Raw genomic sequence first — 23,495 nt, forward strand, 5'->3', positions numbered from 1 at the left:
GAAGCAGCATCTTAAGTAATGCGGCTCTGCGTTCAGGTGAATAGTACGGCACGACCAGTCTCTTTCCGCCCCCGATATGCTTTTTTTGGAAAAACCGGAGAGGCGACAACTATCCTGACACCGGGGGTCAGTGGAAAAAGCGGTTGCTTTAAAGCTACCTATGACTGAGCCGTTGTGGCAACTGTATTTTGGACGACACGGCCCATGGATGTCCTATACAACGTATTTAATTAGTGGTGCCCTTATGTTGGTATTTTTCACCTCGTGGCTTCTAGCAAAAGACAAGGTCATCCCGAAAAAAATGGGTGCCGAACGGCGTTAAACCCAGTCGACATCGCACTTGAATTGTGTAGTAAAATTTCAGCCATTATCATGCGTGCAGTCAAAAATTTTCTGGATGGATCATGGACGTAAATCAACAAATTCCGTTGTTTTCTGCAGTTGCGGCCAATGCTGGCATCGATTTTTCTGAACCCTTGATGCGCGTAGTCAATCGGCATTGGTACATCATGGGTGAAGAAGTAAAGGCATTTGAACGCGAGTTTGCTGACTACGTTGGTGCAGAACACTGCATTTCCGTCGCCAACGGCTCCGACGCACTGGAGATCGCCCTCCTTGGTCTGGGCGTTGGACCTGGCGATCGTGTTGTTACAGTGGCCAATGCCGGGTTCTACAGCAGCACGGCCATCCGCGCAGTCGGTGCTGAGCCGGTGTACGTGGATGTCGACGATACTTCCCTGACGATGTGCCCTGCTTCGCTGAAGATGGCACTGTCCAAGCCTGCAAAGGTCGTTATCGTTACTCATCTTTATGGCCAGTTGGCTGATATCGAGACGCTGGCGGCCATTTCTCGCTCCGCCGGCGCTGCGGTATTGGAAGATTGCGCTCAATCCCACGGAGCAAAGTCCCCCAAGGGGCAATGCGGTTCTTTTGGGGATCTGGCCTGTTTCAGCTTCTACCCCACAAAAAACTTGGGAGCACTCGGTGATGGCGGTGCAATCGTCACTTCTTCCGCTGATATAGCACAACGCTTGCTCACATTGCGCCAGTATGGCTGGTCGACCAAGTATCACGTCACAGTACCACTGGGGCGCAATAGCCGACTCGATGAAATGCAAGCTGCTATTTTACGCGTGAAGCTCCCACTGCTGGACCAGTGGAACTCGGAACGTCGTTCGATAGCGAGCCGATACTGTGCTGCATTTGCAATGCTACCTGTAAAACTACCGGCGAGTTTGGGTGACGATTTTGTTGCTCACTTGTTTGTATTGCGCGTTGAAGACAGAGACGCCTTTATGTCTTACCTCAAAGTACACGGCGTCAGCACCGATGTTCATTACCCAGTTCCTGATCACCGGCAAACGGCTTATGTGTTAAACGAAACATTCGACCTGCCTGTGACCGACTTGGCGAGTTCCAAACTGGTCTCCCTACCCTGCTTCCCTGGGCTTACCAGCCACCAAATCGATCGGGTGATTGAAGTCGTTTCCAACTACTTCGATCAGGGGGTTTAGTGTGCTATCGCTCGTTATCCCGGTCTACCGAAATGAGGAATCACTTCCATCACTTTTGAAAGCTGTTGACGATCTTAATGCCCAGTTGCAGGGGGCATTGGAAGTAGTATTTGTCGTAGACGGTAGCCCGGATCGCTCCTACGAGATTTTGCGAGACAGCTTGCCCCGGCAGGCCTTCTCCTCTCAATTAATCTTGCTTTCGAAAAACTTCGGCTCGTTCATGGCCATCAGAATAGGATTGCAGCACGGCAAAGGTAGAACATTTTCTGTAATGGCCGCCGACCTGCAAGAACCGCCGAGCTTGGTTCTTACGATGAACCGCATACTCAATAGCGAACCCGTCGATGTAGTCGTGGGCGTCCGAGAAAGCAGGCAGGATCCATTTTTTTCCAAACTGGCATCAAATATTTTCTGGGGCTTGTACAAGCGATATGTAATTCCAGAAATGCCAGACGGTGGCGTAGATATGTTCAGCTGCAATCTGGAGTTCCGTAACAATCTATTGAAGCTAGAAGAACGCCACAGTTCGCTGATCGCACAAATTTTCTGGCTTGGCTTCCGTCGCCAAGTTGTCCCCTACTCTCGAGCAGCAAGAGAACACGGTAAGTCGGCCTGGACACTTAGAAAGAAAATCAACTATCTGATGGACAGTGTTTTCTCGTTCACAGACTTACCTATCCGCCTGTTGATTCGGGTCGGCGCTACCGGTTCCGTACTTTCTGCACTGTACGGTGTCAGCGTCATACTGGCCAAGCTTGGTGGACTGATTGATGTTCCGGGCTATGCGATGACACTTTTCACGATCACGCTACTGGGTAGCCTTAACCTGCTGGGCCTTGGCGTTATCGGTTCGTATGCATGGCGCACCTATGAAAATACTAAAGGACGCCCTCTGGCGATCCCTATGAAAGTTTCGGAATTTGGAGCGAACAAATGAGTGAGTCACGTAATTTCTTCGTTCATGAACGTGCGATTTGTGAATCCTCTGCAATCGGGTCCGGCTCAAAAATCTGCGCGTTCGCTCATGTACTACCAAACGCGCGCATTGGAGCTAATTGCAATATTTGGGACCACGTCTTTGTTGAAAATGATGTCGTCATAGGCTCCCGCGTCACCCTCAAATGCGGCGTATATGTCTGGAATGGCATAACAATCGAAGATGATGTCTTCGTTGGACCTAACGTAACATTCGCCAACGACACACTCCATCAAAACAACATCTATCCAACAGAATTAGCTAGAACTGTTATTAAAAAAGGTGCTTCGCTGGGTGCGAACTCCACAATTTTGTCAGGTATTACTATTGGCTCATTCGCGACAGTCGGTGCGGGAGCGGTAGTCACTAAATCAGTACCGCCCAATGCGATTGTGGTTGGTAATCCTGCAAAAATTGTTGGCTACGTGGACACTAAACCAACCGACGGAAAACTGGTAGAAAGCCCTACTAAGATTGGAACTTCAGAAGTTTACCCATGTGGCGTGACACTGCATCGCATGCTTGAGGCCGTTGATATTCGTGGCAGTTTGAGCGTCGGCGAGTTTGAGCGAGATGTTCCCTTCGCTGTAAAACGCTATTTTTTGGTTTCCAATGTGCCGACCGAAGAAACCAGGGGTGAGCACGCCCATCGCGAATGTCATCAGTTTCTGGTTGCAGTCAAAGGCACAGTTCATGTTGTCGCTGACAACGGCAGGAATAGACAGGAATTTGTTCTGAACTCACACACTCTGGGCCTTTTCCTTCCGGCTATGACATGGGGAATCCAGTACAAGTACTCTGCCGACGCAGTGTTACTGGTGTTTGCATCAGAACACTACGTAGCCGAAGACTACATTCGTGACTACGATCAGTTCTTGATTGAAAAGAAGAACAAATTGGCTAACTGACGTGAACATTACGAAACTGATAGAAATTAAATTTTTCCGGTTCCTCCTTACTGGAGGTTTGAACACCGGAATTACCTACGCGCTGTACCTGATAATGCTGAATTTCTTTCCATACATATGGAGCTATTCAATTAGTTATGTCTGCGGGATTTTGATGGCATTCGTCTTGAATCGGTTCTTCGTATTCAAGGAACATCAAGGGTTAAAATCCGTATTGTTTTTTCCTTTCATCTACGTCGCGCAGTATATCTTAGGGATATTTGTAGTTTGGTTCTGGGTCAAAAAACTGATGCTCCCCGAGTCCCTGGCTCCACTTGCTGCGATAATCCTATCACTACCGCTTACGTATGCACTGACCAAACTGGTGTTCGTCAAGGCCAAACAAAATACGCTTTGAGCTCATACCTACAAACACATTGAAAACCAGACTATCGAACAAAATAAAGCAAGCACATCTCAACCGGATGTTTGATTATCCGGTTGAGAACCTCATATTCCAAAACTTCTCGAACTCCATCTCAGTAGGACGCCACAGTGTCTCCGCAACTAACCCTGCTGCCACACTTGTGCTGCAGCAAAATAACCTTTAACTTTGCACTGAGTGCGACCTTAATAGATTACTAATCTTAAGAGGTAGCAAACTCTGCTACCCATGCAGCCACGGCCGCCTCTGGGTATCCCCTGTGAAAATGCCTTCTCCAGGGATACGCACTTTTCCCCGAGCCATCTTTGAGCTTGATTGCTTTAGTTTCACAAATGAATTTCGCGGGACTACCAACGACAACAGTGTCAGCCGCAACGTTTTTGCTGACGGAACTATGAGCCCCGACCAAAGCCCCAGACTTTACGGTAACGCCTGGTAGGATGACCGTCATAGTAGCGATAGCAACAAAATCCTCAATTGTAACGCCCTTCATAACATTACTTGGCGGATGTGGATCATTAGTCAACACTACGTATGGAAATATCCAAACATAGTTCCCAATTGTAGAATGCTGACCGATATGCACATTACTATGAAATTTGACGTACTCCCCGATTTCGCAATGACCCTGTATATCGCTGAGAGTTCCAATCTGAAGCCCGGCACCAGCTTTGGTCTGCTCCCGGACTGTAACTCTGTGGCCTGTTGAGAGCTTTTCTCCAAACACAGATCCTTCATAGAAAACGCTATGAGACCTAATCAGAGATGAGTTTCCGATAATTAACGGAGAGCCATCTGATAACGAAGAAGGAACACCAATTTCACAATGCGATCCAATTTCACAATTGTCGCCAATCACAACATTGCCGTGAATAATAGTATATGCACCTACGCGCACACCACTTCCCAACTTTGCGTCAGCATCAATCAGTGCAGTTGCATGTATCATAAGACACCTCGCTTTCGTAAGCAGTCCGTAATTTTTGAGGCGCCTTTAGCGCTCGACGCCTCGGTCGCTTTGCCTCTTTTTTGAGGCAGCGGCATTTACTCTAATTGGCAGCTTCAGTATTTATAAAAACCCTGGCCGGTTTTTCTTCCAAGATGATTTGCCCTTACCATTTTTCTTAGTAACGAGTGAGCCCTATATTTCGGGTCGCCTGTTTCATTATGGAGGGTTTCCATGATCGAGAGATTGACATCATTGCCTATCAGGTCAGCGAGCGCCAAGGGGCCGATTGGATGGTTTGCTCCATAGCGCATTGCCTTGTCTATCTCCTCGACGGTGGCAACGCCCTCGGCCAATATGCCTATCGCCTCATTGATCATCGGTATCAGCATTCTGTTTACAATGAACCCAGGAGCTTCATTTACCATGACAGGCACTTTATCCAATGACTTCGAGAACTCAAATGCCCAGTCCAGGGTAGTTTTGGATGTTGAAAGACCCGCGATAATTTCGGTTAACTTCATCACAGGAGCAGGATTAAAAAAGTGCAGGCCAACAACATTTTCCGGAAAGGGACAAAGTGATCCTAACTCTGTAATCGACAGAGAAGACGTGTTCGATGCCAAGATCATCTTATCGGTGGCGATACAGGAAAGATTTTTAAATATCTCTCTTTTTGACTCCATACACTCTGCCACAGCCTCTATCACAAGCGTTGAATCTATAACCGAATGGTAATCGTCAGATGGAATGACTTTACTTATGTACTCGCTGTACTGAGAGGCTGACAGTCGATTCTTTTTTACTTGCCGATCCCAATGATCGTTCAATGAAGAAAGCGCGCTGTCTACGCTAGAAATATTTCTGCCGATCCATACGACTGACACGACATGGTCAGACTGCGCCATGATCTGGACAATTCCCTTACCCATCACGCCAGTTCCAATGACGGCTACAGAGTATTTTTCAAGCGTATCCATTGTGTGTAGCTCACTTCAGCAAAAAATTGGCATCATAGCGAATGATGAGTGTCCAGTGATAGGGCTCAGCTTGAGCGAGGCTCAATAAGGAGCATTGATCGCTTGCGCGAAATCGATTTTTTACCCTATCACGGTGGTGATATTGGAAAATACGGAAAGTACAGGGATATAGCACCGCCCCCAGAAGCTCCCAACGAGGTCGCGGTAGGGACGGCAGTTACCTGCCGCCCCCCCCCGCACAGATCCGTACGTGCGGAACTACCGCATACGGCTCCTGCCTCGGGTATGTGACGCGAAGCGATCCTCAGGGTAAGGATGTGCATTTCTAGGTCTAGGTATGTAGAGGTCGACAAGGCGTCCGTAGCGTGACCATTGAAGCCTATTACGCTGGCTGCGCCGTTTGAGGGCTTGCCGCCATAGACGGCAGACCGCTGAACGAAAACCACCAAGACGTATCAGGTTTCCCGGCACCGCGTGGTAATTGAAGTAGCCCCTGACCACCCGAGTAAGCCATTGCCCTTGAGCCCGGATGGGCTCATGACGTCGGCGTTTCAGCTCATCCCGAATAGCCAGCAGCGTCGCACGCATTCGCTTCTTGACCGTCAGTCGCAGTATTTGAAAACCACCGCTTCTGTTGGTACTGCAACAGTGCGTGAAGCCCAGGAAGTCAAACGTCTCCGGTTTACCTAACCCTCGCTTCCTACGATTTCTCGCAGCAAAACGACCAAACTCAATCAGCCGTGTCTTCGAGGCGTTGAGGGATAAACCGAACCTGGCCAAGCGCTCCTGCAACTGCACCAGAAACTGCTGAGCCTGCCATTGCGTCCTGAAACCCACCACGCTGTCGTCCGCGTAGCGCACAACAATCACATCGCCACGGGCATGCCGCTGGCGCCACTGCCTTGCCCACAGATCCAGCACGTAGTGAAGATAGATATTCGCCAACAATGGCGATATCACTGCGCCTTGGGGAGTCCCCTTGGTCGCAACCACCCTACGACCATCCTCCATAACACCCGCCTGAAGCCATTTGCAGATAAGTCCGAGCATCCGCCGGTCTGCAATCCGGTGTCCCAGAAACATCAGCATCCATTCATGGTCGATCTCATCAAAGAACGACGTGATATCCGCATCCAATATCCAGTTCACCTTCTGGCCCTTGAGCGCGACCGTCAACGCATCCAGCGCATCATGCTGGCTACGTCCCGGCCGAAACCCATACGAGAATCCTAGAAAGTCTTCTTCATAGATCGCATTCAGAACGGTAACGACCGCCTGCTGTACGATCTTGTCCTCCAGAGAGGCAATACCCAACGGGCGCTGCCTGCCATCGGCTTTGGGAATGTAGACCCGCCGCGACGGCGTTGCCCGATAGGCTCCGCTGTGGAGCCTTCCGTGCAAATCGGTGACCCGCTGGAGAAGACCTTCCTCATATTCTCGCCACGACATGCCGTCCACGCCTACCGCTGCATCGCGGCGCAGGGCATAGAAGCTCTGCGCCAATAACTGCGGTGTGATGTGGTGCAGCAATGCCGTGAACTGCGTACCCTTGTTCCTTCGGGCTGCTTCACGTACACCTTCAAGTCCCATCGACGCGCAACTGATCCGGCTCAGTGTCCGGGGCGCGGGGGGCGTGTCGGTGTTTCCCTTGGCTACGTCCCTTTCCTCCACCATCTCCGCAGGGCTTGGCTCCTTGTTCGATGGCTTCTCAGGTACTACGGACGTATCCGACTTCTCAGCGACGTGAACAGCAGGGTTACGGCTTTTGGCCTTTCCTGCTCCGCCCGGTGCTTGCGCACTGGGCGCCGCTGAGATCTCCCAGTTTCTGTGCGGAGGACTTCCCGACGTGCACAGGGTCTCCGACCGCGCGGGATCAGAGCATGACTGGCGTATAACGCCATGCTCCGTGTTGCCTTCTGCTTCGCTTAACAGCATCGGCATCCCGAATTCCTGATTACGCGGCTCAATGGCTGGCCCATCGGTTTCCCCTGTCAACGCTTCACCCTGCACCTCACGGTGCAACGTGCATGACTCGGGGCCTGGTTGATTCGCCATTTCTTACCAGTATCGAACTTTCATCGACTATCCTCCGCCAGCTTTAACTGGCGCTCTAAGCGGCCAGCGAACACACCTTCAGAAATCCGGAATTAAGGGCGATGGTGTCCGCCTATTTTTAAGCGGACGCGATCACCCTTATCGCCAGGATTTCCATGCGCCAACGAAGCTCCTATCCCAAACCCTTCAAGGCCCAGGTTGTGCAGGAATGCCTGAAACCCGGTGCCTCAGTTTCCAGCGTCGCCATCAGCCACGGCATCAATGCCAACGTGATTCGCAAGTGGCTGCCGATTTACCGTGATAAACCTGTCGCGCCACTTCCCGCGTTTGTACCGCTGCAACCAATGCCTAAACGGCACGCTGATGAAGCGGTGGTGATCGCACTGCCGCTGGGCGACAAAGCCATCACGGTCAAATGGCCCATCACCGACCCGGACGGCTGCGCACGTTTTATCCGCAGCCTCTCGCAATGATACGCATCGACGCCATCTGGCTCGCCACTGAGCCCATGGACATGCGCGCCGGCACCGAAACTGCGTTGGCCCGCGTGGTCGCCGTGTTCGGTGCGGCGAAGCCGCACTGCGCTTATCTGTTCGCCAACCGCAGGGCCAACCGGATGAAGGTGCTGGTGCACGATGGCGTGGGCATCTGGCTTGCCGCACGGCGTTTGAACCAAGGCAAGTTTCACTGGCCTGGCACTCATCGCGGTTTGGAAGTCGGGCTCGACGCTGAACAACTTCAAGCGCTGGTGCTCGGTTTGCCATGGCAGCGAGTTGGCGCTAACGGCGCAATCACAATGATTTAGCCTTGCTTTTCAGCTGTGGCAGGTGGATCGCTTTGGTAAAAACCACGGCATGACTTCCTCTCCCAATCTCGACCAAATGACACCCGAACAACTGCGCGCACTCGCTGCGCAGTTGCTGTCGAAGGTCGACACCATGGGCCGAAAAATCCATCGTGACGAGACGATCATCGAGCAGCTCTCTCACGAGATTGCCATCCTCAAGCGCCACAAGTTCGCCAAGCGCAGTGAGCAGATCAGCCCGGCGCAAGGCAGCTTGCTCGATGACCTGCTCAACACTGACCTTGAGGCTATCGAGGCAGAACTGAACGCGCTTCGTCCCGCCCCAACGTCGGACGAAACCCGCCAAAAACCCAAGCGCGCGCCGCTGCCGCCGCAGTTCCCACGTACCGTCATTCGTCACGAGCCAGAGAACACCCAGTGTGTCTGCGGGTGTCAGCTTCAGCGCATCGGCGAAGACGTCAGCGAGAAGCTGGATTACACGCCGGGCGTGTTTACCGTTGAGCAGCATGTACGTGGAAAGTGGGCCTGCCGCCAGTGCGAAACACTGATCCAAGCACCGGTGCCGGCCCAGGTGATCGACAAGGGCATCCCGACCGCAGGCCTGCTGGCGCATGTGATGGTGGCCAAATTCGCTGATCATCTGCCGCTGTACCGGCAAGAAAAGATCTTTGGCCGTGCAGGCCTGGCGATCCCGCGTTCAACGCTGGCTCAGTGGGTGGGCCAAACTGGCGTACAGCTACAACCGCTGGTGGATGCACTGCGCGAAGCGGTGCTGGCTCAGCGAGTCGTGCATGCCGATGAAACGCCGGTGCAGATGCTGGCGCCCGGCGAGAAGAAAACGCACCGAGCTTATGTCTGGGCTTATTGCACCACGCCGTTCTCGGCACTGAAGGCCGTTGTCTACGACTTCAGCCCCAGCCATGCTGGCGAACATGCACGGAACTTCCTTGGCACGTGGAACGGCAAGCTGGTCTGTGATGACTTCGCGGGTTACAAGGCCAGCTTCGAGCTGGGCATCACCGAAATCGGCTGCATGGCGCATGCCCGCCGTAAGTTCTTCGACCTGCATGTGACGAACAAAAGCCAGTTGGCCGAGCAAGCGCTGCACTCAATCGGCGGGCTGTACGAAGTTGAACGGCAGGCCAAAGACATAAGTGATGAAGAACGATGGCGATTACGCCAAGAAATAGCGGTGCCCATTGCACAGAAATTACATGAGTGGATGCTGGCTCAGCGCGACCTCGTGCCCGAGGGCTCGGCCACGACCAAGGCTCTGGATTACAGCTTGAAACGCTGGGTAGCGCTGACGCGCTACCTGGATGATGGTGCCGTGCCCATCGACAACAACCCGGTGGAGAACACGATCAGGCCATGGGCGCTTGGGCGCTCCAATTGGTTGTTCGCCGGGTCTCTGCGTAACCGCTCCATGAACTACACATTCAAAGCACTCCCCTGACGCCGGATGCTGTGCTCCCGTTTTTCTCCGGAGCCAGCCCCACCATGATGCGACCCGACGCCAAAGTCGAAAAAGTGTACCTCTACCCCAAACCCGTGGACTTGCGAAAATCCATCGACGGCCTCGCCGCTCTGGTCGAACTGGACCTCAAGGTTGCGGTGTTTGACACGGTGCTTTTTGTCTTCCTCAACAAATCCCGCAACCGGGTGAAGATTTTGTATTGGGAGCGCAACGGCTTTTGCCTTTGGCTCAAGCGCCTCGAATCCGAGCGCTTTAAAACATCGCCCGATGTAACCGACGAGGCCATTGTGTTGAGCGTCCAGGAACTGAACTGGCTGCTCGACGGTTTCGACCTCTGGCGCAACCGCCCTCATCAGGTTTTGACGCCGCGCTACGTGGCGTGACCCGGTATAATCCGGGCCATGATTTCTCTGCCCGATGACCTTCCTGATGATCCTGTTTTGCTCAAGCAACTGCTGCTTGAGGCACTCAGTCGCCAAGAGGAATCGGCCCAGGCTTATCAGACCCACATCGTCGACCTGAAAGAACAGATCAAGCTGTTGCGCGACCGTCTGTTCGGGCGTAGGTCCGAGCAAACCATCGAGCCCAACACCCCGCAATTGGCCTTGTTCAACGAGCCCGAAAGCGAACCCATGCCGTTGGTTGGCGACGCTGATGAAGAAGTTGTTGCCGCGACACCGCGCCGAGGCAAGCGCAAGCCACTGTCGGCTGATCTGCCGCGTATCGAAGTCATCCACGAACTACCCGAACACGAACTGACCTGTGCCTGCGGTTGCCGCAAGCATGTGATCAGCGAAGAAACCAGCGAGCAGCTGGATATCGTGCCGATGCAGATCCGCGTCATCAAACATATCCGCAAGATCTACGGTTGCCGTGGTTGTGAACGTGCACCGGTCACCGCCGACAAACCGGCGCAATTGATCGAAAAGAGCATGGCCAGCCCGAGTGTTCTTGCCATGCTGCTGACCACCAAGTACGTCGACGGCTTGCCGTTGCACCGGTTTGAAACGGTACTGAGCCGACATGGCATTGATATTCCTCGTCAGACGCTGGCACGCTGGATCATCCAGTGCAGCGAACACTTTCAGCCGCTGCTGAATTTGATGCGTGACCGGCTGCTGGAAAGTGCGGTGATCCACTGCGATGAAACTCGCGTTCAGGTCCTCAAGGAACCGGATCGAGACCCGACCAGCCAATCCTGGATGTGGGTACAAGTCAGCGGCCCACCCGATCGCAAAGTCGTGTTGTTTGACTACACGTCCAGTCGTGCGCAGGAGGTGCCGTTACGGCTGCTGGAAAGTTATCGCGGTTATGTCATGACCGATGATTACGCCGGCTATAACGCCTTGGCGTTGCAATCGGGTGTGGAGCGCCTGGCGTGCATGGCCCATGCGCGCCGCAAATTCGTGGACGCGCAGAAGGTTCAGCCCAAGGGCAAGACCGGGCGGGCCGATATTGCACTGACGATGATCAACAAGCTGTACGGGATCGAGCGTGAACTTAAGGAAGCCGATGATGAACAGCGGTTTATCGCTCGCCAGGAAAAGAGCCTGCCGATCTTGGGGCAGCTGAAAGTCTGGTTGGATAAAACCCAATCCCAGGTGACGCCGCAAAGTGCATTAGGCAAGGCGGTGCATTATCTGGCGAATAACTGGAGCCGACTGGAGCGTTATGTCGAAGCGGGTTATTTGCCCATCGACAACAACGCGGCCGAAAGAGCGATCAAGCCGTTTGTCATCGGACGCAAGGCCTGGTTGTTCAGCGATACCGTCAACGGCGCCACTGCCAGCGCAAAGATCTACAGTCTGGTCGAGACCGCCAAGGTCAACGGCCAAGAGCCCTATACGTGGCTGCGCCACGTACTGGAGCGGTTGCCGCATGCCTCGTCGGTCGAAGAGTACGAAGCGTTACTGCCGTGGAACTGCTCGCCGCAGATGCCACGGTAGACCGTTGCCCCACCACAGGGTAGGTGGGGTTTATGGATCGCATACGGTTATTTGCCATCGACAACAACGCGGCCGAAAGAGCGATCAAGCCGTTTGTCATCGGACGCAAGGCCTGGTTATTCAGCGATACCGTCAACGGCGCCACTGCCAGCGCAAAGATCTACAGTCTGGTCGAGACCGCCAAAGTCAACGGCCAAGAGCCCTATACGTGGCTGCGCCACGTACTGGAGCGGTTGCCGCATGCCTCGTCGGTCGAAGAGTACGAAGCGTTACTGCCGTGGAACTGCTCGCCGCAGATGCCACGGTAGACCGTTGCCCCACCACTGGGTAGGTGGGGTTTATGGATCGCATACAGAAAGCCAGTGAGATCGAGCATCTACTGCCGCATCAATGGATGCCTGGCTGATCTACGCAAGGCGTATTCCCCATACGCTTACCCCAACGAGGCTTGAGCACCGAGACCACGCTTGGATTTTGGAACTCACAAGCTTCGTGATTCAGCTAACGCATGGCGAGACCGAAGGTGCTGGACTCCAAGAGAGAATTTGGAGCCCCCCATTAGGCCCTGTGTCGGTGCTGGAAGGGGGTCATCGCTCAATTATTCCACCTCGGACTTTCCTGCGTGATACTTCTGCGCAAGGAACACCAGAGGTGAATATGCCAACAGGACGCCCAGCAGCCCATCGAGCTTGTATCGGGTGATGCAGACGGCAATCGGCAACAACCAGAACAGGTTGATCAAACCGACCGCGATGGTTACCGGTAAGTGCTTACGATAGCGGCGAGAGGCGAACTGATAAGCATGACTGCGATGAGCCTCATACACCTTTTCACCACGGAGCAAACGGCGAAACAGTGTAAAGGTGGCATCGACGATGAATACCCCAAGGAGAATCATCCAACCCCAGAAAAAATCAAATGACGCCCATGCGGCCTGAAGCGACAGAACTGCCAGAACCACGCCGAGAAATCCGCTACCTGCATCGCCCATGAAAATCCTGGCTGGCGGAAAGTTCCAAACGAGAAAGCCTGCAGCAGAAGAGGCGAGTAAAAGTGGTGACCAGATCAGGTCATGAGCGCCAGCAATCCAATACAAAGTGCATGCACCAACACAGATAGTCACGGCTTCCACGCCAGCGATGCCATCAATGCCATCCATGAAATTGTACAGATTGAGCATCCAGACCAGGTACAGGGATGCAAGCAGATACCCTATCCAGCCTAGGCTGAATTCATGTCCAAATGCACTAACAAGGGGTAATCCTCCGAGCCAGTAGAGCGCCCATATTGCCGCGGTAAAATGCCCTAGCAAACGCCAGCGCGCAGCGATATGCCCATGATCGTCCATGAATCCGACTATCGCGACCAACGCCCCAGCACCAGCCCCCGCCAGAAAAAATGCGCCTGAGAGCAAATCGCTCGCAAACAACACACACAACGCTGCCAGGAAGGTAACAACGATAGCCACGCCTCCGCCTCTTGGTGTAGGGACGGAGTGAGAGCTGCGAGCATTGGGAATATCAATCAAGCTTCTGGAAAGGGCATATCTTCGTATTGCGGCAGTCAGAATGAACGCAGCAACAAAAGCTATAGGAATGAGCCATCCGTAGTTCATAACGTCAGTGGGTTCCGAAAAAATGCATTCATAAACAACTTCCGAACTGATTAAAGGCCGTCTTATTGCTGGACTTGGCAGACAATAAGACGGCTACACAGCTTCACCGTTTATGTATATCTACTATTTCATGCAGAGGTCGCCTGGTAAGCACTCTCTTGATCTTTTGCCTGACGCCATACGGCACGACATTGCTAAGTCGCTGCATGCGAGGATTACGGTATAGCGTCCAAAGAGCCAAAAGAGCGATCTCTTTGGTTGTTAGCGGTGCTTCTGATGCCATCGACGAAACTCGAAATTCCGGTAGCTCGACAGCAGTACTTTTTGGCAGTTTTTCAGCATTAAAATTCGAGCCACACATCGTTGTATATGTAGACGTATAAAACGTTCGATCGAGCAAACTATTGGCATGCTGCGGTGCAGTGACATTCTCTCCAGCTGCGAGTTTTTTCACGAACTCATTTATTTCAGCCACCAGCGCAGCGGGTTCGGTACCGTATTGGTACACGAGCGTATGATCTCTGCCGGAGAGGCGCTCAGGGAACGCACCGATATCAGGAGCAATAATTGGCAGGCCTGACTCCAATGCATAACTTAGCGTGTAGCTGTAAGTTTCAGGGCACTGGCTCGGAAACAAAATCAAGTCAAAATCGCTCTCGGTAATGAGAGAACTTAAGCGGTGCGAGTCGTAACGACCTGTGTTGAGAATACCTTTAAGCTCTCTGTAGCCGAAGCCGATGAGTCTAAAGTTCAACGGCGCGTTGACACTGGCTGCTTTTTCCGCAATTTGCTCCAGATAATCCGCACCTTTTTCCTTACCCAATGCACCAATAACACCCACGTTGTAGCGGAATTTGAGGGGCACGGAGGATACCGCCGAACTGATTGCACGTTTTTCTTCCACGTGCGCAGCCACTACAGGGTTACGTAACGCGTAATGCTGTTTATAAATCGCCAGTGTGTACTCGGAAGGGAAAACAATTGTTTTTGCGCTCTCGATGAAGCCTCGCAATTGATCGCGCCACAACTCAGTGGAGATACCCTCGGGTAACAGGAAGTTAGGGTTGACGGTGCCATCGACATACTGACCAGCATAGACTCCTTGTTCATTGGTCAGGGTTGGATTCCCGCAAAGCCAGTAATAATCATGAACGGTCAATGCATATTCGGTACCGAGCTGGGCCGGCAAGTCGAACAATTCGTTGTTCAAACCAAGCGAATGGTGAAAATGAACAAAGTTAACTCCACAGCCTTCAAGAAACGCCACAAGCCGTGGGTGCTCTTCTGGCAATCGGAACATCAGTACGTCGGCACCGGGGAAGTTCCCCATGCGCAGAGCAACCGCTCCCTGCCCTTTATGAGGGGTAAGGAACAGACAGTAAGCGTTCGGTTCAATGGATTCCGCCAACTCTTCAAGATGCTGTTCAACACCACCACCCGCCTCATGAGAAATCTGCAAAATCTTGGGTCGGTCCAGTACAGAAATAAGTTGGACCAGTCGTTTCACTCTGACAGATTTTAACGGATCTACTGCAATGAACCTCTGTATATCCAGATGGTATTCGGGGTGAAGCTCAGCAATGGCCTTGGAAGCATGCTCGGTCAATGCTTGCTTGGATGATGAAAAACTAACGCCGCCCTCATGGAACGCGTACAAGTTGGGAGTAATGATGTTCAGCCAACCAGCTTTGATCGCACGCTGACATAGATCATTCTCTTCCCCATAGCCCCTACCGAATTTCTCCTCGTTCAATAGGCCAATTACGTCAAGACAATCTCTGCGAACATACATGCAGAACCCAACGCCAGTAGGGGCTTTGACATTCGGCAGGCGCGACCCGGAAAACACAGCATCGATCTGTTCTACGCTCAGCCCGAAAGCAGATTCGTTTTCAAAAAGAAATGCCGGAAAACTACAAATCGTTGCGTTATTCGAAAATGGAGTAACCGTACCAATATTCTGCGAGATGTAGGCTTCGGCAGTCAGTCGAGTCAGCCAATCAGTTGGAACAATTACGTCACTGTTCAGAAAGACGACATCATCCTGCGGAGCATGGCGCATTCCACGATTGACGGTTTTAACAAAGCCCAAATTTACTTCATTTTCAAGAACTGTTAACACATCAGGCCATTGTTGCTGCAACTCAAGCAGCATGTCCTGCATGCCTGCATCCGGACTAGCGTCGTTGATGGCAATGAGTTTCGAATCAGCGAATGTGGTAATACCGGGCATCGCCGCCAAAATGCATCGCTTTGTCATCTCGACATCTTTATAGATAGGCAAGATCACACTAACGGCGCGGGCACGCTCAATGGGGGCTTCCAGTACATAGCTTTCTGACTCTGGCACCGGCCTCGTCAGCTCCTGCCCCCGTAGGTAAGCTGTTGCAGCAAGCTTGGAACGCTCCAGGTTACTGCGAAAACTTCCTTTACCATTGCGCAACGAACGAACCAAAAACCGGAAAGGTTTGGTAATAAACCAAGAGCTGGAATTGATCACGTCGTTATACGCCGAACCTACCTCAGCAAGTTCCGCCAATAATCTTTCGATTTCCAGCTCGGCAGCACTTTGCGCAATGGCGCTCGATGCTAGAGAGGTTTGCGATTTATTGAATGCCGAAAACAGATTGTCTTCAACGATAACCTGATCCTCACCCCACGTTAAAAACTCGACTGGGCTGCGCCCATTGATGGCGTTCTGGATAGAAGACTCAAGTAACAAAAACTCTTTTATGTCGTCGTCATCAATAGCGTAGCCAGCGGCTTCGCACGCGGCAAAAACGAAGGCTTTCTTTGTGAAAGGTCCCGCCTCAGCGCTTTTGCTAAAGCGACTGATCGAACCAAGCAACTGAAGCAACGCCCTGAAGAGCAAGAATTCGAGACGGAAGTTCTTGATTAACGACCACTCCTTGTCAATCAGCTCTGGCTTGCCGCTTTTATCGACAACGATATTCTGTGGCACGGCATCGATCATGGATCCAGGAAGCAGGTCTAGGATGCTCTCCGAGCAGCCCGAAATTTCATTCAATATCGAAACATAACTTTTCAGGAAGTCGCCAACTCTGGAGTACGTCCAACCTTCAGCATTGACAATATCAATCAGTTTTGTGGACAGTACAAATCCGTTTATATAGGGCTCTGACTCGCTCAGATTGAACTCAACGACAGGTTGATCGCTGGATGGCACACCGCCCGACTTCCCGAGTTTTTTATAGTGCACATTGATTGTATTAAGCGGGCCCTTCCTGAACTCGGAACGCTTGCAGTAGTTCGAACGTCGGTCGCTGCTGTAATGAAACGCTAATGTTCCCGCATCCAATGTCTTGCGAGACACAGGCGAAGCGCCAATCAAGAACGAGTTGGACAAGTCCATGCCAAGACCATTTTTAAAGATCTGCGGCCACGCCAACTCAAGGGAAAACGTGCAAAGCTCAGGAAGCTGTGGATCACGCTGAACACTTTGCCAAGCGAAGGCAGAAGCGTCGAAGCCAGGCGCCTTGAAGCCCTCTTCAGTCACAATTGACACGGGTAGCTTGTAATCAGGAAAAGGGGCAAAGAATTCGCTTGATGCGAAACCGGCTTCTGCGAGGAGCGACGTCAGCACCTGCTTGCCGTAAGTTTGCGGCGTTGAACTGTTATAGCGACCTTCAACGCCATACATCGGGGCAGCCACATGATCTTCAGGCGCGCCTGCAAAGTATTTCAAGCCTAGCTGATTCTCGATGGCGACAATCAGCAGTCCGTCAGGCTTTAGCAGTGAGCGCACTTTTTGAAGCATTCTTGATCCCGGGTTATCACCCGAAATAAAGAGATTGGCGTATTCGAATACGCCGATCAGGGTAATGACATCAAATTTTGTATCGATATTAAAACTTTCGAACGACTCCGCCAGAACAGAGACGTTCGGCAAATCCCTCGTTCGTGCCCGGGCAATGCTAGCTCTTCGGCTACTGCCTTCCAACGCCAGCACCCGTCCGCCTTGCTCCCCAAGATAACGGGTAATCGCTCCGCAACCCGCACCGATTTCGAGAATATCCCCGGAAAGATCGGCGTCAAATACACGAAGTAAATTGGATCGAGTACTCGAAAGATAATAAAGCGATGGCCAATCCGTACACGACTTCCGCAATTCGTCTGAAAAGACACTCACGTCGCTTGCTTGATCAATCAAGAATTTTATGCGCAGTTCGGTGCTATCACCATCACTATAATTGATACTCGCATAATCCGGCCTGGACCAGATCTTGAGCTCCTCATTCAGTTGATAGCCCGCTTGCTTCAATAAAATATTCAATTTGAAACCTTCTTCGCACGAATGCTGGAATCTAGATTTACAAGCCCAAAGAACTTATCTGTCGGACGAACCTGGAGGTGAATCGAGTCGTAACGCCTATCTCGCGGAGTAACCTCCTCCCCATCCTTGGTCGAAATGCCCAATGATATGAAGTAGTCACCAGGTGCCAGATCACAGGAAATAAATACTTCTGCTTCGACGATTTCGCCTTTCTGGCCACAGGTCCTAAACTCTAGGCAATCCAGGCTTTCGGTATTGACGCCGTAGACGGTAACGCCTTCCTTGGTTTTTATAGTCATCCCCAGGATCGGGCATACCAAGTCGGTGTCGAACCTCACAAACACTGAAAGCTTGACCTGAGCGCCGGTATCTACCGCGATCGGATAGTCGAGGCCGGCCGCACTCAAATGGAAGTCGATAATCGTTGCCGATCGATCGCCCCATCTATATTCGTTCGGATTGTAGTTGGGGTGCGTTTCAAACACGTCCGCACCGCCTTCAGGCGTCTTATAGGACGTCAGTTCGCTGCCCTCTTCCGCACTTTCAACCGAGGCTGACTTCTGGGTTTTACCAAAGAGCAGATCCAAATAACGATTCACTACTTTTCGTGGCTCGCCCTCTTCCAGTTGTAAGCCATCATTCAATAAGAAGGCGTGATCGCAGTGAGTAACAATTTGTTCACTGGAATGGGTAACCAACAATATGCTTGTGCCATTTTCCTTAAGCTTCTTCAGACGATCAAAGCAACGTGCCTGAAACTTGGCATCGCCAACCGCCAAAGCCTCGTCGACAATGAGAATATCAGGTTCCACTTGGGCTTGAACAGAAAAGGCAAGCCGCACCAACATACCACTTGAATAGGTCTTTACGGGCTGATTGATAAACTCACCAATATCAGCAAATTCTATAATCGCATCGTATTTCTCATCTATTTCTTCTTTGCTTAACCCGAGGATAGAGGCATTTAAGTAAACGTTCTCACGTCCTGTAAACTCTGGATTGAAGCCCGAACCCAACTCAAGCAAAGCAGCAATTCGACCGTGTGTTTCTACGGTGCCACTGGTCGGATTCAGTGTGCCGCACAGAATCTGCAGCAATGTCGACTTACCGCTGCCATTGCGACCGACAATGCCAACTGTTTCACCCTTACGTATTTCGAATGAAACATCACGAAGTGCCCAAAACTCTCGGCAATACTTTTTCTTGCCGCGACTGAGCATCTGAAGCAATCGGTCTCGCGGCTTGTCATAAATCTCATAGCACTTGCTGAGATTCTGAACTTTAATAGCGATTTCAGATGACATCAGCAAATCCTTTCCGAGTTTTCTGAAACCATGCAAACCCCAACCATGCAATCAATGTAGAGCCTAACAGGTAGACACCCAACACAGTAAAATCAGGCATCTTCCCCCAAAACAAGATATCCCGCGCATATTCAATAGCCGGCGTGAGGGGATTCAACATAAGCAAATGCTGGTATTTTTCCGGAAGTGCACTTGCCGGATAGAATATTGGAGAAAGGAACATCAGAACAGTGGTCAAAATTCCAATAAACTGCGCAACATCCCTCAAATATACTCCAAGCGAGGCTAGCGCCCACGTCAACCCCATAATCAATAGAAGCAATGGCAAAATAACCAGGGGAAACAACAACACCGTCAGATGAGGAGCACCAAACAATATCAGATAGGCCAGTAACCAAACCGTCAAACTGATGATCATATGAAACAGTGCCGAGCCCACCGTGATCCAAGGAAGAATCTCCAGGGGGAATACCACTTTTTTCACATAGTTTGCATTCGAAAGAATCAGCGTCGGGCTACGATTAAAACATTCGGCAAAAAGATTGAAAACGATCAACCCAGCGAACAGGATAAGCGCGAATTCGGTTTTCGAGTCGCTACCACCACTCCAGCGGGCCTTGAAGACGACACTGAACACGAATGTATAGACAACCAACATAAACACGGGGTTAAAAAACGACCAAAGAATCCCCATGAACGACCCACGATAGCGCCCTACAACCTCTCGCTGCACGAGAGCCTTTATGAGACTCCGGTTGCGCCAAAAGCTATTGACCATTTCCTTTGGCGACGTGGAAAAATTAAGCATTAAGCGCACACCTAAAAAAATCGAGGGAGATGAACTTCATCAGTAAACTCTCTTGTTCAAATACTACTTAATGCCTACAGAAAAATTCCCGAAGGAGCCTTCTAGGCTCGAATATGCATCAGATTCTATTGAATACTGCGGCCAGTATCAGCCCAAGGTTGCCCCAACGTGTCTGCCGGTAGACCCTGGATCGCCTTAGCCAAATGAAGCGGGCAATACCCCTAGAGCTACGCGCCTTTTTAAATTGTTCCAGCGTCAGCTGGCTTTCTTGACTCAGTCGAGTATGAATGGAGTCCAGAGCCGCGATATTTTGTTGATTCCAGCCACGGAAACGCCCACTGAACATCATTTGTAATCTCATCAAGCGTGCACGCATGCCTGAGTTGGAGCCGATCAGGTTCGCCTCGTGCTGCCTATAGAGGATGGTGGGGGACTGGTCATAAAAAACCTGCCCGCCCGCACCGGAAACAAGCAGATAAGCCCACCAGTCATGGGAAACGATCTCCAGATGCGATCCAGCGTTCTGAAAAAGCTCCCGGGCCACTCGATTGAACACCATGGTGTTCCCCCCACCAATACTCTGCACGAGTGCATTAGCGAAACTGACCGGCCGCCCAAACAATGGAGAGCAACCAATAATTGCACCGGTATCGCTGATCAATTCGGTACGAGCGCAATACAGCGCCGGGATATCCCTCGGCACTGCCTGCAACAACTGCAACGCAGTCTCCAGCTTGTTGTCCTGCCAAATGTCATCCTGGTCTGCCCAGGCATAAAAATGTGATTCGGCGGGCTCATCGCAAGTGACCGACATGAAGTTCGCGGCAAAGCCGCGCTTCGGCCCTTGGCGAACGGTTAGCTTCCCCTCCCCCCAGGATTCGCTGTATTGACTCAGGATTTCCAGTGTCGAGTCGGTTGAGCCGTCATCAGACACCACAACATTCCACTCGGAGTAAGTTTGACGAGCGATCGAGTCAAGCTGTTCGGCCAGAAAGCGCTCACCGTTGTAGGTACACATCAGTACCGTAACGCGCTCCAATCGCGTGTTTTCCCCCAGAGGGATACCACCGTCGCCGGAGCTTGATTCGTTTTTCTGAACAACTAGCAGAAGAGGGGCTACCACCGAGCACTCCATTGCGTTAAAGATAAAAAAATGACGACGTTGGTTCGTTCGACATAGAAATGCGCTCGACCAGCAGAATCAGCCTCACATGCTCTTCTCATGAGCCGCTCCCGACTGCGCAAAATTTGTCATTATAACGACTAGCCATTGCGATTTGATAGCCCAGTGACATCATCGCTTCAGGTAGCCCAAGCGAAGAAAAAGGAAGGTAAAGAGAATCCGTATGTAAATCGTATTCAGTAGAGCTGAAAATCCAGCTGGGGAGTTCTGACGGCACGCTTGTATAGGGTATCAAGTGCCCCCGATTGGCAAAAGGGTGGCAATATGCCAATGACTAAAACCAAGCAAAATGGGGCAGCTGCATCGCTTGATTCACTCCGTAGCGCCCCGAACAAGCACAGGTTCACACCGCCCCCACCACACTCAACGATTTCACTTTGCAGAGTAATGAGAAGCAGTGTTCTGCAATGCCCTGTCCACACTCACTGGTGGCAACCATCCCAAAATTGAACATGTCTTCTCAATATCCACCTGCAATGAACCACACAACCTTTGCGCCATTGCGTGCTTGCCTAGTAGCGATGCTCCGAGACGCAACGCCGCTTCCGGCACAGGCAACAAATACGCGCGCACCTTCAGCGCACCAGCCATGCGTCGAAGCAGCTGCGTTGTAGACAAGTCCTCACCATCACTCACCAGAAACGTCTGGTTTGCGGCATCAGGATGAGAGATGCAAGTGACAGCCAGATCCACCAGATTGCCAATTGCCACTAGACTGCGACGGTTATTTAGCGCACCCAGCGGTAGCGGCACTCCCTTGTCCAGCCAACGCATCATGCTTAGAAAATTGGCTTTAACACCGTGACCGTACACCAGTGGCGGCCGGATAATGACAACCTCCATTCCGGTATTCCGACTGACTTGTCGCAGAGCGTCTTCAGCCTCCTTCTTCGACACTCCGTACGGATCAGCGGGGGCAGGTTGATCGTCAGCCTTGAACGGCACACCCGGCAAGGTCCCTTCACCGTTGACTTTGATCGAACTGATGAAGATGAACCGCTTAACACCCGATTCGGCGGCCTTGCGAGCCAGTCGAACGGTCCCCTCCACATTGATCTTACGAAACTGCGCAAGCGGATCTGACGCCGCGTCATTCATCACGTGCACCCGAGCCGCGCAATGAATAACTACTTGAACCCCCGCCAAGGAAGGCAGCGCGATTTTGTCACTCAGGTCGAAGGGCACAACACTACACAGCCCACCCAATCGGGTCTCGCCACGCACGGCAGCGACAGGGGTGAACACCTTGTCGAGCAACAACCGGAACACAATAGCTTCGCCTACAAACCCGGTGGCTCCCGTTACTAAAACCCGAGGACCTTTCATTTGGCTTTTTTCCCAATCACAGCGGTGGCGCAACAAATACAAAAAAAGAACACCTTATCCCGGGTTCGCCGACGACATTTCCACGCACTCAGTGACAGCCTCAGCAACTGCAAGCGTCCTAGCGACAACCACTGTCGTACAAAGGGGTCATCGCCCCGCCCTACCAGACAAGCAATCATCCGCACTTGGGAAAACCACCAGCCGTCATGGATCATCTTGTAGCGCGCGATCAACGGGCTGATACCAGTATTGGCCCCAACCTGATTTCGTTCATGCTGGCGGTACTGCATGGAAGGCTGCGGATCGATAAACCAACCAAAACCTTGGCTGCGCGCAAAGGCGTAGCAGTACCAGTCATGCAGGCTGACACCTTGCAGGTCAGCCCAATTGACCAACATGGAGGTCTTTAAAGGTGCCACCATTTTCTGGCTCATTACATATGTGCAACCTGGCCCAGCAGCTTCAAAAAGGAAGTCCCACGCAACCTGAGGTTGAGCCTTGTCCAGCAACTGCGTTCTGCCGTCCGGCCAAAAAGCGGTGACATTGCTGGAGTACGCCTCTACTTTGCGGGACTGAATTGCATGGGTCGCACGCTGAAGCTTATCCACGTGCCATACGTCATCCTGATCGGCAAAGGCAACATAGTCGTACCCTTCAAAATCGACATCGCGAACCAACCTGAAAAAATTACGTGAAGCGCCGCCGAAGGTGCCAGCAGCGGGCAGCACAATAACGCCTGGTTGCTGAGCGGCGTAAGCCGCGCACCACGCTTCCGTACCGTCAGTAGAGGGGTCGATACTGATATGAACGGTTACGTCGACCCCTGACTGGCCGAGGATCGAGGCCAACTGCTCCTCGATCCACTGCATGCCATTGTAGGCAGCCAGCAAAACCGCAACCTTGGGATGTTTTACTGGCATGCCATTCCTGCTTG

At 51.9% G+C, this 23,495-nt stretch carries 18 protein-coding genes and 2 pseudogenes; 10 read left to right on the forward strand and 10 right to left on the reverse strand.

Annotated features, from left to right (window positions below; translation table 11 throughout):
- Positions 1-404: 404 nt before the first annotated feature.
- From AACY50_RS04850 to AACY50_RS04865, 4 genes are read left to right on the forward strand one after another with little or no spacing between them, the layout of a single operon-like run.
- On the forward strand, positions 405-1,514 hold the full coding sequence (locus AACY50_RS04850; RefSeq protein ID WP_339538235.1) for a DegT/DnrJ/EryC1/StrS family aminotransferase: 1,110 nt from the start codon (positions 405-407) through the stop codon (positions 1,512-1,514).
- Position 1,515: 1 nt separating this feature from the next.
- Positions 1,516-2,451, forward strand: a complete 936-nt coding sequence (locus AACY50_RS04855; RefSeq protein WP_339538236.1) for a glycosyltransferase family 2 protein — start codon at positions 1,516-1,518, stop codon at positions 2,449-2,451.
- Positions 2,448-3,398: a WxcM-like domain-containing protein gene (locus AACY50_RS04860; protein ID WP_339538237.1), complete on the forward strand. Its 951-nt coding sequence runs from the start codon at positions 2,448-2,450 to the stop codon at positions 3,396-3,398. Before AACY50_RS04855 ends, AACY50_RS04860 begins: the two co-directional genes overlap by 4 nt.
- Before the next feature lies 1 nt (position 3,399).
- Complete coding sequence (locus tag AACY50_RS04865; RefSeq protein WP_339538238.1) at positions 3,400-3,795, forward strand: GtrA family protein; 396 nt, start codon at positions 3,400-3,402, stop codon at positions 3,793-3,795.
- A gap of 229 nt (positions 3,796-4,024) precedes the next feature.
- Here AACY50_RS04865 and AACY50_RS04870 read toward each other — a convergent pair whose 3' ends face one another.
- The 3 genes from AACY50_RS04870 to ltrA all read right to left on the reverse strand — a co-directional run bounded on the left by AACY50_RS04870 (position 4,025) and on the right by ltrA (position 7,689).
- Positions 4,025-4,771 carry an acyltransferase gene (locus AACY50_RS04870; RefSeq protein WP_339538240.1) on the reverse strand — a complete coding sequence of 249 codons (747 nt, stop codon included), beginning with the start codon at positions 4,769-4,771 and terminating at the stop codon, positions 4,025-4,027.
- A gap of 113 nt (positions 4,772-4,884) precedes the next feature.
- Positions 4,885-5,748, reverse strand: a complete 864-nt coding sequence (locus tag AACY50_RS04875; protein WP_339538242.1) for a 3-hydroxyacyl-CoA dehydrogenase family protein — start codon at positions 5,746-5,748, stop codon at positions 4,885-4,887.
- Positions 5,749-6,006: 258 nt separating this feature from the next.
- Positions 6,007-7,689, reverse strand: a complete 1,683-nt coding sequence (gene ltrA, locus AACY50_RS04880; RefSeq protein ID WP_445261468.1) for a group II intron reverse transcriptase/maturase — start codon at positions 7,687-7,689, stop codon at positions 6,007-6,009.
- Between the two features lie 269 nt (positions 7,690-7,958).
- Here ltrA and tnpA point away from each other — a divergent pair, with 269 nt between their 5' ends.
- From tnpA to AACY50_RS04910, 6 genes and pseudogenes are all read left to right on the forward strand, one after another.
- Positions 7,959-8,276 carry an IS66-like element accessory protein TnpA gene (gene tnpA, locus AACY50_RS04885; protein WP_095188479.1) on the forward strand — a complete coding sequence of 106 codons (318 nt, stop codon included), beginning with the start codon at positions 7,959-7,961 and terminating at the stop codon, positions 8,274-8,276.
- Positions 8,273-8,608 carry an IS66 family insertion sequence element accessory protein TnpB gene (gene tnpB / locus AACY50_RS04890; RefSeq protein ID WP_157815118.1) on the forward strand — a complete coding sequence of 112 codons (336 nt, stop codon included), beginning with the start codon at positions 8,273-8,275 and terminating at the stop codon, positions 8,606-8,608. The genes tnpA and tnpB (AACY50_RS04890) overlap by 4 nt, the downstream gene beginning before the upstream one ends.
- A gap of 49 nt (positions 8,609-8,657) precedes the next feature.
- Positions 8,658-10,028, forward strand: a pseudogene (tnpC, locus tag AACY50_RS04895) (IS66 family transposase); the annotation flags it as partial.
- Positions 10,029-10,108: 80 nt separating this feature from the next.
- Entirely contained in the window at positions 10,109-10,468 is a 360-nt protein-coding gene (gene tnpB, locus AACY50_RS04900; RefSeq protein WP_339538244.1) for an IS66 family insertion sequence element accessory protein TnpB, read from the forward strand.
- An 18-nt stretch (positions 10,469-10,486) separates the two neighbouring features.
- Positions 10,487-12,031, forward strand: a complete 1,545-nt coding sequence (tnpC, locus tag AACY50_RS04905; protein ID WP_339538245.1) for an IS66 family transposase — start codon at positions 10,487-10,489, stop codon at positions 12,029-12,031.
- 56 nt (positions 12,032-12,087) lie between these two features.
- Positions 12,088-12,339, forward strand: a pseudogene (locus tag AACY50_RS04910) (transposase domain-containing protein); the annotation flags it as partial.
- 290 nt (positions 12,340-12,629) lie between these two features.
- Here the strand turns inward: AACY50_RS04910 and AACY50_RS04915 are convergent.
- The 7 genes from AACY50_RS04915 to AACY50_RS04945 form a co-directional block, all read right to left on the reverse strand.
- Positions 12,630-13,646 (reverse strand): MraY family glycosyltransferase, encoded by a 1,017-nt coding sequence (locus AACY50_RS04915; protein WP_339538246.1) that lies wholly within the window; start codon positions 13,644-13,646, stop codon positions 12,630-12,632.
- Positions 13,647-13,749: 103 nt separating this feature from the next.
- Positions 13,750-17,940: a glycosyltransferase gene (locus AACY50_RS04920; RefSeq protein WP_339538247.1), complete on the reverse strand. Its 4,191-nt coding sequence runs from the start codon at positions 17,938-17,940 to the stop codon at positions 13,750-13,752.
- Complete coding sequence (locus tag AACY50_RS04925; protein WP_445261470.1) at positions 17,937-19,247, reverse strand: ABC transporter ATP-binding protein; 1,311 nt, start codon at positions 19,245-19,247, stop codon at positions 17,937-17,939. Before AACY50_RS04925 ends, AACY50_RS04920 begins: the two co-directional genes overlap by 4 nt.
- On the reverse strand, positions 19,234-20,052 hold the full coding sequence (locus tag AACY50_RS04930) for an ABC transporter permease (RefSeq protein ID WP_339538250.1): 819 nt from the start codon (positions 20,050-20,052) through the stop codon (positions 19,234-19,236). The genes AACY50_RS04925 and AACY50_RS04930 overlap by 14 nt, the downstream gene beginning before the upstream one ends.
- 118 nt (positions 20,053-20,170) lie before the next feature.
- Complete coding sequence (locus AACY50_RS04935) at positions 20,171-21,175, reverse strand: glycosyltransferase family 2 protein (protein WP_339538251.1); 1,005 nt, start codon at positions 21,173-21,175, stop codon at positions 20,171-20,173.
- A gap of 432 nt (positions 21,176-21,607) precedes the next feature.
- Positions 21,608-22,561, reverse strand: coding sequence for a UDP-glucose 4-epimerase family protein (locus AACY50_RS04940; RefSeq protein WP_339538283.1), 954 nt, complete (start codon positions 22,559-22,561; stop codon positions 21,608-21,610).
- A complete protein-coding gene (locus AACY50_RS04945; protein ID WP_339538252.1) occupies positions 22,558-23,481 on the reverse strand; it encodes a glycosyltransferase in 924 nt (307 codons plus the stop codon). The genes AACY50_RS04940 and AACY50_RS04945 overlap by 4 nt, the downstream gene beginning before the upstream one ends.
- Positions 23,482-23,495: the final 14 nt, after the last annotated feature.

This window comes from Pseudomonas sp. RA_15y_Pfl2_54 (assembly GCF_963971015.1).
GTDB lineage: Bacteria > Pseudomonadota > Gammaproteobacteria > Pseudomonadales > Pseudomonadaceae > Aquipseudomonas > Aquipseudomonas baetica_A.